Origin of the sequence: Leminorella grimontii (assembly GCF_039789245.1) — a bacterium.
Taxonomy (GTDB): domain Bacteria; phylum Pseudomonadota; class Gammaproteobacteria; order Enterobacterales; family Enterobacteriaceae; genus Leminorella; species Leminorella grimontii.
The window spans coordinates 2,068,013-2,082,731 of sequence record NZ_CP146357.1; the positions used below are offsets into that span (position 1 = coordinate 2,068,013).

16 protein-coding genes are annotated in these 14,719 nt (G+C 54.1%); 7 read left to right on the forward strand and 9 right to left on the reverse strand.

Annotated features, from left to right (window positions below; translation table 11 throughout):
• Positions 1 to 59 precede the first annotated feature (59 nt).
• Entirely contained in the window at positions 60 to 1,700 is a 1,641-nt protein-coding gene (gene eptA / locus V8L73_RS09715; RefSeq protein WP_347254739.1) for a phosphoethanolamine transferase EptA, read from the forward strand.
• Positions 1,701 to 1,710: 10 nt separating this feature from the next.
• Positions 1,711 to 2,094, forward strand: coding sequence for a diacylglycerol kinase (locus V8L73_RS09720; protein WP_347254740.1), 384 nt, complete (start codon positions 1,711 to 1,713; stop codon positions 2,092 to 2,094).
• Between the two features lie 53 nt (positions 2,095 to 2,147).
• Here the strand turns inward: V8L73_RS09720 and qseC (V8L73_RS09725) are convergent, their stop codons facing one another.
• The 4 genes from qseC (V8L73_RS09725) to qseB are packed head-to-tail and all read right to left on the reverse strand — an operon-like array spanning position 2,148 to position 6,210.
• On the reverse strand, positions 2,148 to 3,497 hold the full coding sequence (gene qseC, locus V8L73_RS09725) for a quorum sensing histidine kinase QseC (protein WP_347254741.1): 1,350 nt from the start codon (positions 3,495 to 3,497) through the stop codon (positions 2,148 to 2,150).
• On the reverse strand, positions 3,494 to 4,156 hold the full coding sequence (locus tag V8L73_RS09730; RefSeq protein WP_347254742.1) for a response regulator: 663 nt from the start codon (positions 4,154 to 4,156) through the stop codon (positions 3,494 to 3,496). Before V8L73_RS09730 ends, qseC (V8L73_RS09725) begins: the two co-directional genes overlap by 4 nt.
• Before the next feature lie 39 nt (positions 4,157 to 4,195).
• On the reverse strand, positions 4,196 to 5,551 hold the full coding sequence (gene qseC, locus V8L73_RS09735) for a quorum sensing histidine kinase QseC (RefSeq protein WP_027273157.1): 1,356 nt from the start codon (positions 5,549 to 5,551) through the stop codon (positions 4,196 to 4,198).
• Positions 5,548 to 6,210: a quorum sensing response regulator transcription factor QseB gene (qseB, locus tag V8L73_RS09740; protein ID WP_027273156.1), complete on the reverse strand. Its 663-nt coding sequence runs from the start codon at positions 6,208 to 6,210 to the stop codon at positions 5,548 to 5,550. Before qseB ends, qseC (V8L73_RS09735) begins: the two co-directional genes overlap by 4 nt.
• Positions 6,211 to 6,374: 164 nt before the next feature.
• Between qseB and V8L73_RS09745 the strand changes: the two genes are divergently transcribed.
• From V8L73_RS09745 to V8L73_RS09765, 5 genes are all read left to right on the forward strand, one after another.
• Positions 6,375 to 6,776 carry a YgiW/YdeI family stress tolerance OB fold protein gene (locus V8L73_RS09745; protein WP_027273155.1) on the forward strand — a complete coding sequence of 134 codons (402 nt, stop codon included), beginning with the start codon at positions 6,375 to 6,377 and terminating at the stop codon, positions 6,774 to 6,776.
• 371 nt (positions 6,777 to 7,147) lie between these two features.
• Positions 7,148 to 8,002: a YadA C-terminal domain-containing protein gene (locus V8L73_RS09750; RefSeq protein ID WP_347254743.1), complete on the forward strand. Its 855-nt coding sequence runs from the start codon at positions 7,148 to 7,150 to the stop codon at positions 8,000 to 8,002.
• Between the two features lie 34 nt (positions 8,003 to 8,036).
• Positions 8,037 to 8,363, forward strand: coding sequence for a hypothetical protein (locus V8L73_RS09755; protein ID WP_347254744.1), 327 nt, complete (start codon positions 8,037 to 8,039; stop codon positions 8,361 to 8,363).
• Between the two features lie 311 nt (positions 8,364 to 8,674).
• Complete coding sequence (locus V8L73_RS09760; protein ID WP_027273154.1) at positions 8,675 to 9,538, forward strand: hypothetical protein; 864 nt, start codon at positions 8,675 to 8,677, stop codon at positions 9,536 to 9,538.
• Between the two features lie 165 nt (positions 9,539 to 9,703).
• Positions 9,704 to 10,318 (forward strand): LysE family translocator, encoded by a 615-nt coding sequence (locus V8L73_RS09765; RefSeq protein ID WP_027273153.1) that lies wholly within the window; start codon positions 9,704 to 9,706, stop codon positions 10,316 to 10,318.
• A 39-nt stretch (positions 10,319 to 10,357) separates the two neighbouring features.
• Here V8L73_RS09765 and V8L73_RS09770 read toward each other — a convergent pair whose 3' ends face one another.
• The 5 genes from V8L73_RS09770 to hutW form a co-directional block, all read right to left on the reverse strand.
• Positions 10,358 to 11,128, reverse strand: coding sequence for a heme ABC transporter ATP-binding protein (locus V8L73_RS09770; RefSeq protein ID WP_036023077.1), 771 nt, complete (start codon positions 11,126 to 11,128; stop codon positions 10,358 to 10,360).
• Positions 11,115 to 12,113, reverse strand: a complete 999-nt coding sequence (locus V8L73_RS09775; protein WP_051155566.1) for a FecCD family ABC transporter permease — start codon at positions 12,111 to 12,113, stop codon at positions 11,115 to 11,117. Before V8L73_RS09775 ends, V8L73_RS09770 begins: the two co-directional genes overlap by 14 nt.
• A gap of 34 nt (positions 12,114 to 12,147) precedes the next feature.
• Positions 12,148 to 12,768, reverse strand: a complete 621-nt coding sequence (locus V8L73_RS09780) for an NAD(P)H-binding protein (protein WP_261830929.1) — start codon at positions 12,766 to 12,768, stop codon at positions 12,148 to 12,150.
• A complete protein-coding gene (gene hutX / locus V8L73_RS09785) occupies positions 12,765 to 13,277 on the reverse strand; it encodes a heme utilization cystosolic carrier protein HutX (protein WP_422655616.1) in 513 nt (170 codons plus the stop codon). The genes V8L73_RS09780 and hutX overlap by 4 nt, the downstream gene beginning before the upstream one ends.
• Positions 13,278 to 13,370: 93 nt before the next feature.
• Entirely contained in the window at positions 13,371 to 14,672 is a 1,302-nt protein-coding gene (hutW, locus tag V8L73_RS09790; protein WP_347254746.1) for a heme anaerobic degradation radical SAM methyltransferase ChuW/HutW, read from the reverse strand.
• Positions 14,673 to 14,719 lie beyond the last annotated feature (47 nt).

The window sequence follows — 14,719 nt, forward strand, 5'->3', positions numbered from 1 at the left end:
TTAAGGTTTAATTGCTCAACTATGCACGTTTGAATAATTGCTATCTCTGGAGCTCTGTAGTGAGAAAAGTCTTGAAAATTCAATGCAGCGACCTGACGTTTATTCTTGGCGTGACGCTGTTTATTACGCTTGCGCAAAATACCCGATTTTTTACTCAGGCCTGGAAGATCGTCGGCGTCGATTCTCTCGCGACGTTGGTATTTTTCATCTCCATGCCGATAGTGCTCTTTTGCCTGCTGAATATTATTTTTAGCCTGCTTTTTTGGCCCTATATTCGAAAGCCCTTGGCAATCGCCTTCATTCTGATTGGCGCCGGCGTTAACTACTTTATGTATGCCTTTAACGTCGTTATCGACCGCAACATGATCCAAAATGCGCTGGAGACCAACGTTCACGAAACGCTGGATCTGGTATCGCCGCAGATGGTGCTGTGGTTTACCTGTTTAGGTATTATTCCCTCCATTATTGTTCTGCTCACGAAAGTCACGCCTTCACGAGGCGCCATACGTTTTTTTCTGACCAAAACGGCAAGTATCGTTATTTCCGCTTTAGTGGTCCTCATCATCGCGTTTTTCCTTTTTAAGGACTATGCGCCCTTTTTTCGCAACAACCGCGGGGTAGAAAAAACGCTGGTGCCGTCAAACGCCGTTGCCGGGCTGATTAGCAACGTGTCCAGCTATATTGATTCGCAAAAGCCCTTTGTGCAGATTGGGCTGGATGCAAAAAAAGGCCCGGAGGCGCAGCAGAGGAAAAAGAAAACGCTGCTGGTGCTCGTGGTTGGCGAAACGGCCAGAGCGGAAAACTTCTCGCTCGGCGGCTATTCTCGTGACACCAACCCGATGCTGTCCAAGCGCGACGGCGTGCTGTTCTTCCAGAACGTCAGCTCCTGCGGCACGGCAACGGCCGTCTCCGTACCCTGCATGTTCTCCGACATGAACCGCAAAGGTTACAGCGGCTCCAGAGCTAAGCATACCGAAGGCGTGCTTGATATTCTTGCCAGGGCGAAAGTGAACGTCTTCTGGCGTGAAAACGACGGCGGCTGTAAGGGCGTTTGCGATCGCGTACCTAATGAAGATATGACGCTGTTGAAACTCCCAGACCTTTGTAAGAACAGAGAGTGTAAGGACGATGTCCTGCTCTATAAGCTGGAAGACTATATCAACGGCCAAAATGACGACGGCATTATAGTGATGCACCAGATGGGGAGCCACGGCCCCAGCTATCACGACCGCTATACCAGCGAGTATCGAAAGTTTACGCCGACCTGCGATACCAACGATATTCAAAACTGCGACACAAAAACGCTGGTTAACACCTACGACAACACCATCGTCTATACCGACGCAATGTTAGACCAGGTGATTGCGGTTTTAGATAAACATCGGGATAAGTTCGCGACCGCCCTGATCTACCTGTCCGATCACGGTGAATCTCTGGGTGAGAACGGCCTTTACCTGCACGGCGCGCCTTACGCCATCGCACCGTCACAGCAAACGCACGTTCCGTTTATCCTGTGGACGTCGCCCGAATACCGGGAAAGTCAAAATCTGGACGAAAACTGCCTGCAAAAAGAAGCCAAGACCGGTACGTTCAGCCAGGACAACCTGTTCCACTCGCTGTTAGGCATCTTTGATATCCAAACGAACGTCTATAACCCGGCTCTGGACATGTTTAAAACCTGTCGATCCGCTGCAAAATAAGGGGGTAGCGATGAGCAAAGTACAGGCCAAAGGGATGACGAGAATCGTTAAGGCGGCGGGATATTCGCGCGCCGGGCTGATAGCCGCTTGGCGAAACGAGGCTGCCTTCCGACAGGAATGCCTGCTGTGCATCGTCGCTACCGCTGCGGCGCTGTGGCTAAACGTGCCGGCGATAGAGAAAATTTTACTGATAGGCTCGGTCTTTCTGGTGGTGATTGTCGAACTGCTCAACAGCGCGATTGAAGCGGTGGTGGACAGAATAGGCTATGACCATCATGAACTGTCTGGACGAGCAAAAGACATCGGTTCCGCCGCCGTGCTGGTGACGCTTATCCTCGCCGTCATCGTTTGGGGCGGCCTGCTGCTTCCTGGGCTGCTCTTCTCCGCATCATAAAACAAAACGGCGAGGTCGTTCAGGCCTCGCCGCTTGCTTTTATCCCATTCACGCTATTCAAAAGAAACTTCCGCAATAAATCCCCGCTGTTCCCCGTTTCGAAACGCCACCTTCAGGCGATGCAGCTCGGCAATCTGCTTCACGATAGAAATACCGAGGCCGCTGCCGATCTTCTTTTGCCCCGGAGGACGATAAAAACGCTCTCCCATGCGCGCCAAGTGCTCTTTCGTCACGCCCGGCCCGGAATCCTCGACGATAAACGTTTCATGGCTCAACGTTACGTGGACGGTACCGCCTTCCGGCGTGTAGTGCAGCGCATTGTCGACCAGGTTACGGATAAGCAGCGACAGCAGGACGACGTTTCCCTGCGTCACCGGCGCATCGCCCCGATAGTCGATTTTTAGCTCCGTGCCTTTGGCCTGTGCCGTATCTTCAAACGTCGGACGCATTTCTTCCAGCAGCGCGCGCCAGTTAACGGCTTCACGGTCCGGGATTTCAGACTGTGCATCCAACCTTGACAGCGTCAGCAGCTGGTCGACGAGCCGGGAGGCGCGGTCAATGCCCAGCGTCAGGTTGCCTAACGCCCTCTTTTGTACTTCAGGCTTATTGGCCGTCATCTGGGCAACTTCCGTTTGCACCTTCAGCGCCGTTAGCGGGCTTCTCAGTTCGTGAGCCGCGTCGGAAACGAAGCGACGCTCCCTTCGCAGCAGATCGCCCGTTTTACGAAACAGCGCGTTCAGCGCATTGACAAACGGCTGAACTTCTTTCGGCATATGCTCTTCTTCAATCGGGCTTTCGTCATCCGGCGCCCTTTTCTTTAGCGCTCGCGAAACGCGCTTAAGCGGAGCGAGTTCGTGGCTAATTAAAAAGAAAATGGCGATAAGCATGATAGGCAGCATAATGCCCCACGGCGTCACCTGATGATCCCACAGAATATTTTTGGCCAACCGCTCTCTGTAAGCGGTTTCCTGAGCGATGGCGATAACAAACCGCTTGTCCTGCGAAACCAGCCACAGCACTCGCCACTTTTTCCCTTCAATAAACTGCGGCTTGTCGCCAAGCAACATCTTGTTGGGAGAATACGTTATCTCCGCTTCGTCAGTCTTGTCGCCGATTAGCCGCTTCCCTTCCCGCGTAAAAATCGCATAGGAGATCGCTTCACGCGCCTGATGACTAAAATGCGGGGAAAATGCGGTTTTTTTATCGTTGGGATCGAGCTTTAATAAATCGTCCAGCCCCGAGCGCTCAAGGCGCTGAGCGAAAAGGATCTGCTCGGCGTCGAACATCAAGCGAACGCGGTGGCGAACCTTGACATAACCAATCGCGGCGGACACCGTCCAGGACAGTACGATCAGAAGCGTAAAAATGGCGATAAGGCGCGTACGCAGGCTGAGGTTTTTCATTTATCGCTGCCCAGAGCATAGCCCATGCCGTAAATAGTTCGAATCAGGTCTTTTCCCAGCTTGTGGCGCAGGTTATGGATATACACTTCAACGGTGTTGCTGCTGACGTCGTCGCTCCAGGAATAAAGCTTTTCCTGAATCAGCGCCTTGCTCAACACGCGGCTTTTACTGAGTAAAAAGAGTTCAAGCAGCTTCAGCTCTCTTGCGGTTAGCGTTACGGGTTCTCCAGCTTTGGTCACGCTGCCGCTGGCGACGTCAAACACGATATCGCCGTATTCCAGCACCGAACTCAGCTGCCCGTGCCGCCTGCGCACCAGCGCCTGCAGGCGAGCCGCGACCTCTTCAAGAGCGAAAGGCTTACACAGATAGTCATCGGCGCCGAGCTGCAGGCCGCTCACCCGCTCGTTCAGCGCGTCTCTGGCGGTAAGAATAAGCACCGGGGTATCCACCCTTTGTTGGCGCCAGTGCTTAAGGATATCCAAACCATCGACATGAGGCAGGCTTAAATCGAGGATTACAGCATCGTAAGGCGCAGAGAGTATCGCCTGCTCGCCCAGTCGCCCATCGGTAAACCAGTCTACGGTAAAGCCCATCTCTTCAAGGCCAACCTTTATGCCGTCCCCAATTAACTCGTCGTCTTCGACCAAAAGAATTCTCATCCCGCTCCTTGAACGTCACTGTTGTTTTAGCATCTGAGTTTAGTCGATATTTATATTTAGTTCAGCCACAAAGCCGCCCTGAGGGCGATTGCGGAAGCTGACGCCAAGCCCGTGCAGGCGGGCTATCCGTTCCACGATGGATAGCCCCAGCCCGCTGCCGCTTTTCTCCTGGCCCGGCGGCCTGAAAAAGCGTTCGCCTATGCGCGCAAGAAAGTCTGAATTAACGCCCGGGCCGTTGTCTTCTATGCGAAAACCGGTTGACGTCAACGTCACGGCCACGGTACTGCCCGGCGGGCTATAGCGCATCGCGTTGTCCAACAGGTTGCGCAGTAAAATAGACAGCAGCAGCGGCTGGCCGCTTATCGGTTTAGGCGTCTGCTCTACCGACAGGCTAAGCTCGATGTCCTTTGCGCGCGCCTTTTGATAGTGGTCGGCAATCGCCGTCTGAAGCAGCAGCGGCCACTCAATTTCCTGAACGTCGCTCAGCTGGGACAGAGAATCCAGCCGAGACAGCGTCAAAAGCTGGTCGACGACGCGGGAAGAGCGGTCGATGCCGTCCATCAGGTTCACAACCGCGGCGTTGCGCATATCGTCATCGTCCCCCGCCAGCTGAACGACCTCCGCCTGCACCTTTAGCGCGGCCAGAGGGCTTCGAAGTTCGTGTGCGGCGTCCGACGTAAAGCGTCGCTCGCGGGTCAGCATCTGGCCAATGCGGGAAAACAGCCGATTCAGCGCGTCCACCATCGGCTTGACTTCGCTCGGCACCCGCTGGACGACGAGCGCCGCGTCGTCGTCAGGGCGACGCTGGTTCAGCTGATTGACGATCCGCGTTAAGGGGCGCAGCTCATAGGTAATCAGGCCGATAAGCAGCAGGATCATCATCGGTAGCGCAATCAGCCAAGGGGCCAGTTGCGATAAAATGATGTCCCTTGCCATGTCTTCTCGGTACTCCCACTCCTGACCGACGGCGACAATATGCTTTTTGTCGTGCGCCATTAGCCAAATCACGCGCCAGGGATCGTCATCGTCAACAAGGCCTCCGTCGGCAAACCCGTCGGTGCGATAGTCGAAGATTAGCCTTTTGCCGTTGTCTCCGTCGCTAAGAACGCGCTGGCCGTCAAGGGTGAAAATAGCAAACGCCAGCGCGTCGTCGTCCAGTTTGCCGCGATTGTGGCGAACCGTCTTTTTCATTTCCTGCAGGCTTTGCGGTTCAGAGAACGACTGAGGGTTTAGCACCGTTAGCCGCTTGGCAAACAGCATCTGCTGAGTGTCAAACAGTTCGTTGACGCTGTTGTTTATTTGCCACCAGGCCATCAGGCTGGCCGACGCCCAGGCCAGCAGCGCGACCAGAGAAAACAGTAAAGTTAAACGCAGCCGCAGGCTGTTGAATTTCACTTGGGTTCTCCCAGCGCATAGCCTACGCCGTAAACGGTGCGAATAGTCTCATTGCCCAGCTTGCGGCGCAGGTGGTGAATATGCACTTCGACGGCGTTGCTGGAAACGTCCTCATCCCAGTTATAAATTTTTTCTTCAATCAGTGAGCGAGGAAGCACGCGTCCCGCGTTGTGCATAAACAGCGTAAGCAGCGCGAACTCTTTTGGCTTAAGGATAACCGCCTTCCCCCGCTGGGTGACGGCCATCGTAACGGGGTCAAGCGTAATATCCCCATAGGTTAGCGTAGGCGTAAGCTGGCCGTGCCGACGGCGGATAAGCGCCTGCAGGCGAGCGGCGACTTCCGTCAGGGCAAACGGTTTGCACAGGTAGTCGTCTGCCCCCTGCTGTAGCCCTTCTACGCGTTTCTCGATAGCGTCGCGCGCGGTCAAAATCAGCACCGGAACGTCATGCCCGTCGGTTCGCCAGGCGCGCAGGATGTCCATACCGTCAATGCCGGGTAAAGAGAGATCGAGCACAACGGCGTCATAGGGCGCTGCGCTTAGCGCTCTTTGGCCAACCAGGCCATCTGAAAACCAGTCCACGTTAAAGCCTAGCTTTCCCAATCCGGCTTTCAGACCGTCGCCAATCAACCTGTCGTCTTCTACCAATAAAATTCGCATGCGGTTCTCCTCGTATCCGGCCCCTTTTTACCGTATAAAAAGAGGGATATCCACCCAAGATCCCCACTATTTTTTTATTTTTTCGCCTTAAGATCTGGTTAAGAAAAAGCGTGTTAAATAGCCTGGTCAATAGAGGAAATCACATTTAAAAGAGGAGGATGTTAATGAAAAAATTAACCATGCTGGCGTTAGTCACCGCGTTAATCAGCACGCCGCTGCTGGCTCAGTCAACCGGTGGGTTCAACGGCCCGAATTCAAGCACGGCACAAACCGCGCCGGCGGGCGGTTTCTCCGGCCCAAAAGCCTCTGCGACAACGGTAGACAAGGCCCTTAAGATGAGCGACGACGCCTGGGTCACTCTACGCGGAAACATCGTTCAGCAAATCGGCAAAGAGCTATACCTGTTTCGTGATGAAACCGGCACGATGAACGTAGACATTGACGATAAGCGCTGGCAGGGTCAGGTTGTGACGCCTGACGATCTGGTCGAGCTACAGGGCGAAATCGATAAGGACTGGAATTCGATTGAGCTGGACGTGAAGCGCGTTATTAAGGTTAATAAATAACCATACCGTGCGGGAGGCTTTCGCGCCTCCCCCGTTTTCTCATTTCTTACGCAATAAGTTCCCTATCCCCCAACGCAATACCCCCACAACGGTTTCTCTTCCGCGCTCTTTCTATTGAATCTTGTTCAAATATAAATAGCTGACTATTAGTTTATTTTTAATTGATTTAATAATTAAATTCAGAAGCAAAAATTAAAATCACAACACATTCAAAGTCATATTTAAACCTAATAAAAAACCAAATAAAAAGACTTTACACATTCTATCATTAGTCTATAACCTCATATCAACAATAGACTTATAAAAGACTTTTAGCCAGTCATAAATCATGCGTTATTAAACTGATTAAAACTTATGTAGGAAGTATTTAGATGCACATACGTAACTTGACCGCTCTAACAGCCCTGTTCGCCGCCTCTGCTGTAGCCACTCCGGTTACAATGACTATTGACCAGTATGACGCACTGCTGCAAGCAGCCCGAACCAAGGCAAACGATGCTTATAACGCGTTTAATGCCGACCGGAGTGACTATCACAAGGCTTATGCATGGGTATATGCAGGCAATGAGGTGACGCGTATTCAAAATATGGACGTCATTTTTGCACCACCGCCGGTTGCTATAACCCCTCCGCCACAACCCAAAGCGCCAACAATCACTCAGCAACTGACCAAGGCTCCCGTCATAACATACGGCAACGCCACTCCCCCAACGCCAATCATGCAGACAAACCTGACGCCGGCGCAAAGAACGCCTCAGCCGATCGCACAGGCAATACCGCCTAAAAACGGCGTTGACGGCAAAGATGGCCGGGACGGTAAAGACGGCATAACGACGATCAGAACGATTCACAGCTATACCGTTGATACAGCGACAGTGGCTCAGGTAGACACGAACAGCGGCAATATTAACCACAATAGCTCCGCTATCTCACACAATGCCGCAGCCATTGAGCAAGACGGCCAGCAAATAGACCAAAACCATAGGGACATTGACCAGAATCGCCAGAAAATAAAGAAGGTCGGGGCAATGGCGCAGGCTATTGCGGGGCTGCACTATGACGCCAATAACAGCGGATTAGCCGTAGCCGTGGGTGAATACGATGGCGCAAGCTCCGTTGCGGGCGGCGCACAGTTTCGAACCACGTACCGCTCCGCTGCGACGGTAAGCGTCTCATGGGATGGCGACGCCGCTGGCGCTAACGTCGGCTGGCATATGTCTTTTTAACCGTACAATTTAGGCAACGAAGGAAACCTACGACATGCGTAAGATAGTCACCATCGCCCTGCTGGCTTTCGTCACTTTTGGCTGTTCTGCAATGGAAATACGCGATCGGGCTCAGCGTCCTGATAGTCAGCAGCAGAAACAGCAAAAGGCAGAACGGGTTAAAATATTCAAAGGCTATGGATTAGAATTCAGGCTGGTTTCAGAAGATGAAGCCTATATCAACGGCAAGCGCGCGCAGATTGCGGAACGCGAGCCTACCGCCACCGTTTATACCGAAGCGCAGTATTCAGTGATTTACTACCGTAAAGGCAAAGCGGCGCTGTCAGCGTTCAACAGGTTTATTGGTTATCTGAAACAATGAACCGCGCCGTTTAGCCTGACGTGCGACAACGACAACGGAGCCAGCTTACCGCTGGCTTTTCTAACTATCCCTTCAAACAAATGCGTTCGCATCTACATTCATATCGTTTAATAGCCATCGGCAATTAATTGACATATCAAAGACTACTAAGATAATAAGTCTTTGGAAAACGCATCCGTATCACACCGCATTGGTATGACTTCACTGTACGTCATACCGTTGATAAACGTTTTCATCCGGGCGGTTAATGGTGTGTTTAGGGAGTCTGTGATAATCTATAAAAGATAGAATACCAACAGGAAGTCGCCGAAATGTTTCACATTTTTCTTGAATTCTCCGACCTTGAGCCGGGTGTGAAGTCAGTAGAAGATCTTAACTATGTCTTACGAGATGCCGACAGGCAGTCAGCCTTCGTGATGTCTCATGAGGTCGCAAAGTTTGTTAAAGATGCGATGACGTTCGGTAATCCTATTAAAACCTTCAAGAACTGCCGATTTGCCTTCAACGACGGTGCGGAATTTGTGGAGTTCGACGGCAGCGGCAAGCCAAAGAAATTTGCCGATCCGATACCCGCCTGGTTTCAAACGCCTAACCAATTCGCTCGGGGCCAATGGTTAATTAATCATGAACTGCATGACCTTATCACGCCTGAATTTATCACGACATTTCTGGAAATGTTCCAGGACGTCAAGAAGCGCCGCGAGCACTGCAATCTGCTGTTCGACCTTCAGTTAAACGACCCGTCGTCACGAGAAAAACCTGCCCCGTCGACGAACAGGTCAGGAAATAAGAACGGAATAACCACAAAGCCAAAAGTTGCAGACTTACAGTCGTTTGAAATCTTCGCTCAGTTTTTTAACCGTCTGAAAACCGCGGTAAACGCTGACCAGTTCCCTACGCTGCAGGTATTGACTAATAGTGAAAACGTCGCGAAGGTGCCGAACGCGCTAAAAGGCTCCGTGCGTACCTGGTTTAAGTCAATTACCGGGGAATTGCCGCCAAACAATAAGCGAGTCGAGGCCGGTAACGCCGAGCTGTTTTGTGCGCCTATACGTCAGCATATCCATCAGATTGAAAGCTATGGGTTAGAGACATATTATCGCGCGCTGTCGCAGGCTATTGCACAAGCCGGAGAACAGTTTATCGCCGACTTTGCGTTCAAATTTCCTAAATAATCCGGGGCAAGCGGCTTTCGCCGCTGTTCAAAGAGACGTTTTAAAACCGCATCGCTATCGCCCCTGAAGTGAGCTACGTTCCCTTGGCTGCTTTTCCCCCTTGTTTTTCAGCCCAATGCTCTGACATTATGGACAATTGTGCGTTTACGCTTTCCCGGAGCCGCTATGTTAGAAACCTCGCTTTTTGTCGCCACCATCGCAACCCTCGGCATGCTGTCCCCCGGGCCTGATTTCTTCTTGGTGATAAAGAACGCCGCGCGCTATCGCCGCTCGGTGGCTATGGTGACCGCGCTTGGGATAATCGTTGCGGTAGCGACCCACATGGCCTACTGCGTCGCGGGCCTGGCGGTGGTGATAACGACCACGCCCTGGCTGTTTAACCTGTTAAAGTACGCCGGAGCGGGCTATCTCATCTGGATTGGCATACAGGCGCTGTTGGCTAAAGGCGCGGGAAAGATGGACGTATCGCAGGTCGAACGGCAGCAAACAACCTACAAGAACGCGTTTATTCAGGGATACCTGTGCAATCTGCTTAATCCAAAGGCCACGCTGTTTTTCCTTTCGGTTTTTACTCAGGTGCTGAGCCTGGACTCCAGTACGGGAGAAAAGCTGTGGTACGCCTTTATCATCTGGATCCTCGCGGCCATTTGGTGGCCTCTGCTGGTCGTTCTTATTCAAAGCGCTCCCGTTCGGCGCGGGCTGGCAAAGGTGCAGCGCTCTGTAGATAAGGTCCTTGGCGTCGTGTTGATTGGGTTGGGTATAAAGGTCGCCTTGAGCTAAGCGACTTTTGCCGCCGCCCAAGAACATTTAGTGACATTGTCACTGACGTAGATAAATTTGCGGCTGCTGCGTTTCAGGGTGGCGCTGAATGCCCAAATCAGCCTGATACCATCGGGTCAGCGATTCAGCTTGCATAACCTGCTCCGGCGTCCCCTGCGCCACCAGTTTTCCCTGATGCAACAGCACGACGCGGTCAGCGTAAAGCGCCGCCAGGTTGAGATCGTGCAGTACGCAGCAAACGTTGAAATTCAGCTCCTGCGTTAGCTGTTTAAGCAGCCTCAGGGTCTGCTGCTGGTGATAAAGGTCGAGCGCCGACGTAGGCTCATCGAGAAACAGCCATTTGGCTTCAGGCTCAGGTTGCCACAGCTGAACCAGCACGCGGGCCAGCTGAACCCGCTGCTGCTCCCCGCCGGACAGCTGTCGATAGTCGCGATTGGCCAAAGGCATGCACTCCGTTCGCGCCATCACTTGCTCAATAGCCTCATGCTGGCGCGCCTTGCCGTAGGGAAAGCGCCCCATCGTCACGACGTCTCTGACGCTAAAGGGAAAGGCCAGCCCGGAATGCTGGCGCATCACTGCGCGTGTGCGCGCCAGCGCGTGAGGACACCATTCCGACAGCCGCTTCCCCATCAGGCGACACTCTCCCTGAGACGGCCTCAAATAGCCGGTCAACAGACGAAGAAGCGTTGATTTACCCGCGCCGTTTGGCCCGATAATCGTAACCAGCTCGCCGGGATTGAGCTTCAGGCTGACGTCCTGCGTCAGGCAAAGTCGCCCGGCCTGATAGTAAACGCCCTCAGCCTCCAGCATGGGTGCCTCCTTTAGGTTTAACAATAAGCCACAGGAAATAAGGGCCTCCGATAAGGCTGGTAATCAGCCCAACGGGCATCTCGGACGGCGCGGCCGCCGTTCTCGCAATCGTATCGGCCAGTAAAAGCAGACACGCGCCCCCCAGCGCCGCGCCGGGCAGAAGCCAGCGGTGATCGGCGCCGATGCGCATGCGGATCAGGTGTGGAATAACCAGCCCGATAAAGCCGATGATGCCGCTAACGGCAACGCAAACGCCGACCAGCAGCGCGCTTAACACCAGCAGCCTGATTTTGATTTGGTGAACGTTGACGCCGAGATAGTGCGCCTCTTCATCGCCAAGCTGCAGCAGGTTCAGGCGGCTGGCGGACAGCAGCGTCAACAGCGTGACGGGAACAATAACCGACGCGGCGATAGCCAGCGTAGACCACTGCGCCTGCCCCAGGCTGCCCATCATCCAAACGGACAGCTGGCGAAGCTGCTGATCGTCGCCTACGTAGCTTAATATCCCAACCGCAGAGCCGCACAGCGCGTTAATGGCGATACCGGCCAGCAGCAGGCGGGACATCGTTCCGTGGCTGCTGCGGCTCAGCAAAAAGATAATTATGCTGACGGCTAAACTACCAAGGAATGCGGCAACCATATGGCCATAAAGGCCAAGCGCATAGGGAAAAACGATGGCCAGGCCGACAAACATCGCCGCTCCGCTGCTGAGGCCGAGCAGTCCCGGATCCGCCAGCGGATTGCGGAACAGCCCCTGCATGACCGCGCCGGACGTCGCCAGAGCGCAGCCCACCACGGCGGCCAGCAGCACTCTGGGCAGGCGAATGTTTAACCAGATATCCCAGACGACGTCGTCCGCAGACGCGTGCCAAAGCGTGGCGAACGACAGCTTTAGCGCACCGAGGTTCGCCGCCGACAGGGTGAGTACCAGCAATAGCGCCAACAGCCCCCACAGTACCGTTTTTGCATAGCGATAGCTTTTCAAACTGCTTTTCAATTGCGATGCCTCTGCAACAGGATTATCGAACCGGTGCCAGCCCTGGCTCGATCAGGCTATAAACCTGTCCGCTCAGACCGCTACCGATGAGATTGGCAATGGTTAACGCCACGTCGCTGCGGTTGACGAACCCATGCACTTCCTGATGCTGATAGCACTGCGCTTTTCCCGTCGCTTCGCCGTTTAAAAGGCCGCCAGGACGAAGAATGCCGTAGTTAAGCCCGCTGGTCTGTAGCCACACCTCCGCCAGCGACTTCTCTCTAACCGCTTGCCCAAACGCCGCCTTGGCGCGATCGGACAGCGTTGGCCAACTGTCGCCGCAGCCGAGCGACGTCACCATCACCATATCCTTTATGCCCGCTTTTTCGGCGGCGTCGATAACGGTACGGTGCGCCAGATAGTCATGGCTGCCGCCCATCGTAGAAACGATAGTGCAATCCGCTCCCGCCATCGTACAAATTCGCTCGACCGCGGCGGCATCCGTCGCATCGCCAACCAGAGCGATAACGCCCCGCTCGCGCAGGCGCGCTGCATCCTCTTCTCTACGCAGCAAAGCAAAAACCTGCCGTTGGTGCGCCAATGCGTATTCAAGTACGTGAGCGCCGGTTCCCTTCGCCGCCCCAAAGATTAACCACGCGCTCATTTAGCGCCGCTCGCTAAGTCCGCGCCCAGGCGCCGGAAGGCCTCAACCTGCTCGGGCAGAAGCTGGCGGTGGCTGTCGCGACCAAGGAAAACCTTGAACATCGCCTGCTTTTGCTCATTGAAAAATACGATAGAAGCGGTCGCCATGCCCATAAACGGACGCTCGATAAGCGCAATATGCCGGACGTTTTCCGCCTTGATGTGCCCACTCAGACCGTTCTTTCCGCGCAGGTTAAAATAGCCGTGGCGATGGAAGCCGGAAGGCAGCTCGCCGTGAAACTCCAAAATGACGTCATGATTGTGAACCAGCGTGGTTAACGGCCCCCAGGTGGTCAGCTCATCCCATACGGCGTCAAACTTTTCGCCGCCGACCAGCGTGCGCGAGGGTAAGGCGTCTACCACGTCCAGCAGCGACGTCTGGTATTGACGCGCTATGTCCTCCAGCGTGCCGTCTGGATTGGTCTTCATAAATTCACTCAGGCCGGTTTCATTCAGGCTTACTTCACTCATGGGAATGTCCTTTCTAATCACGTTATGGTTTTATCTTCTTGATATCTATGCCGTCAGTGGACAGCGGTATAGATCGGGGATAAGGCGATAGCCTTAGGCGTTAAGCTGCATAACCAGCTGCTGCAAAGAGCCTAGCAGGTTACTGGCCCAAAACCGCCCTTCGTCCGTCAGCCGAACGCAGAGATCGTCATCGCGCACGAGCCCGGCCTGACGCCACTGAGATACCAGCGGCGTCAGCTCCCCAGCTCGCGGCGTGAGTGCGGGCAGGTCAATTCTTCCCACCTCGATGCCCGCCTGCAGCTCGTGCCGCCAGCGAGAAGCGCTTCCCGCTGGCTGAGTCATCATCATTATCGGCTTGCGGCCTGCATCAAGGGTTTGATAGTAGCTTTCCAGACGGCGCTCCATCATATAGGCCTGCCCGTTCAGGTTGCCCCCGGCGCCCGATCCCATGGCCAGGCAGTCGGCGCCCTGTTTAATCAGCAGGTTGTAGAGATTGCGTTCGCGGGTCGTCCTCGCCCAGTGGCTGTTGCTCAACTGGCGCCATCCGTACTGGTCTAAAATGTCGGCGCCCTGAAGATAAAAATCGCGGCGAGCGGAGACGTCCGGCAGCGTGACGCGCTGGTTTTCCGCCGCTTTGGCCAGCGGCGTTGTCGGCAGCAGGTTTAGCGCGTACAGGTCGACGCCGTCTAGGCCTATATCTCTAACGATGGCGATATCTTCACGCCAGGTTTCCGTTGTCTGCCCTGGGAGGCCGAAAATCAGATCGCACACCACGGCGGCCTTGTCCCGCTTGCACAGGTTTTGCAAAAACGCGATGGACTGCTCTTTATCCGAGGTTCTGGCCATACGCTGGCGAATATGGGAATCAAAGGTCTGAATGCCGATAGAAAAACGGTTTGCCCCTGCAGCCAGACAGGCGTCAATGCGCTCGTCGTTAAAATTGAGGATCCGCCCTTCAACCGTAATTTCGCAGTCCGGCGCCAGCGGAAGGCTCGACTTTAGCCGCTCAATAATGCGAAACAGCCCATCGGCTGAAAGAGACGTCGGCGTTCCGCCGCCAAAATAAACGGCATGGATCGGCGCGGACTGATGCAGGCGGCTGCCCGCTTCCAGAGAAATCTCTTTGAGCAGATAGTCAACGTAGCGCTGCGCGCTATCTTCATGAAACTTGTTCTGATAAAAGCCGCAAAAGGTGCAGTGGGTGGCGCAAAATGGAATGTGAAGATACAGCAGGCGCTTACGCGCAGGCACCGTCGTTTGAATAAGCGAAAGCCAGGCGTCATTTATTTCTTCCGGCGCAAGCGGCACGCTGTTGCGCCACGGCATCGTTGCATGACGATCGGGAAAAGGCAAAGGGCCGGGCTGAGCATAGTAAGGCGTTAAATCAATAGCCATCTTTGGATCTCTGATTTGTTCTGACGTTTTAAGCTAAATTCACCGCA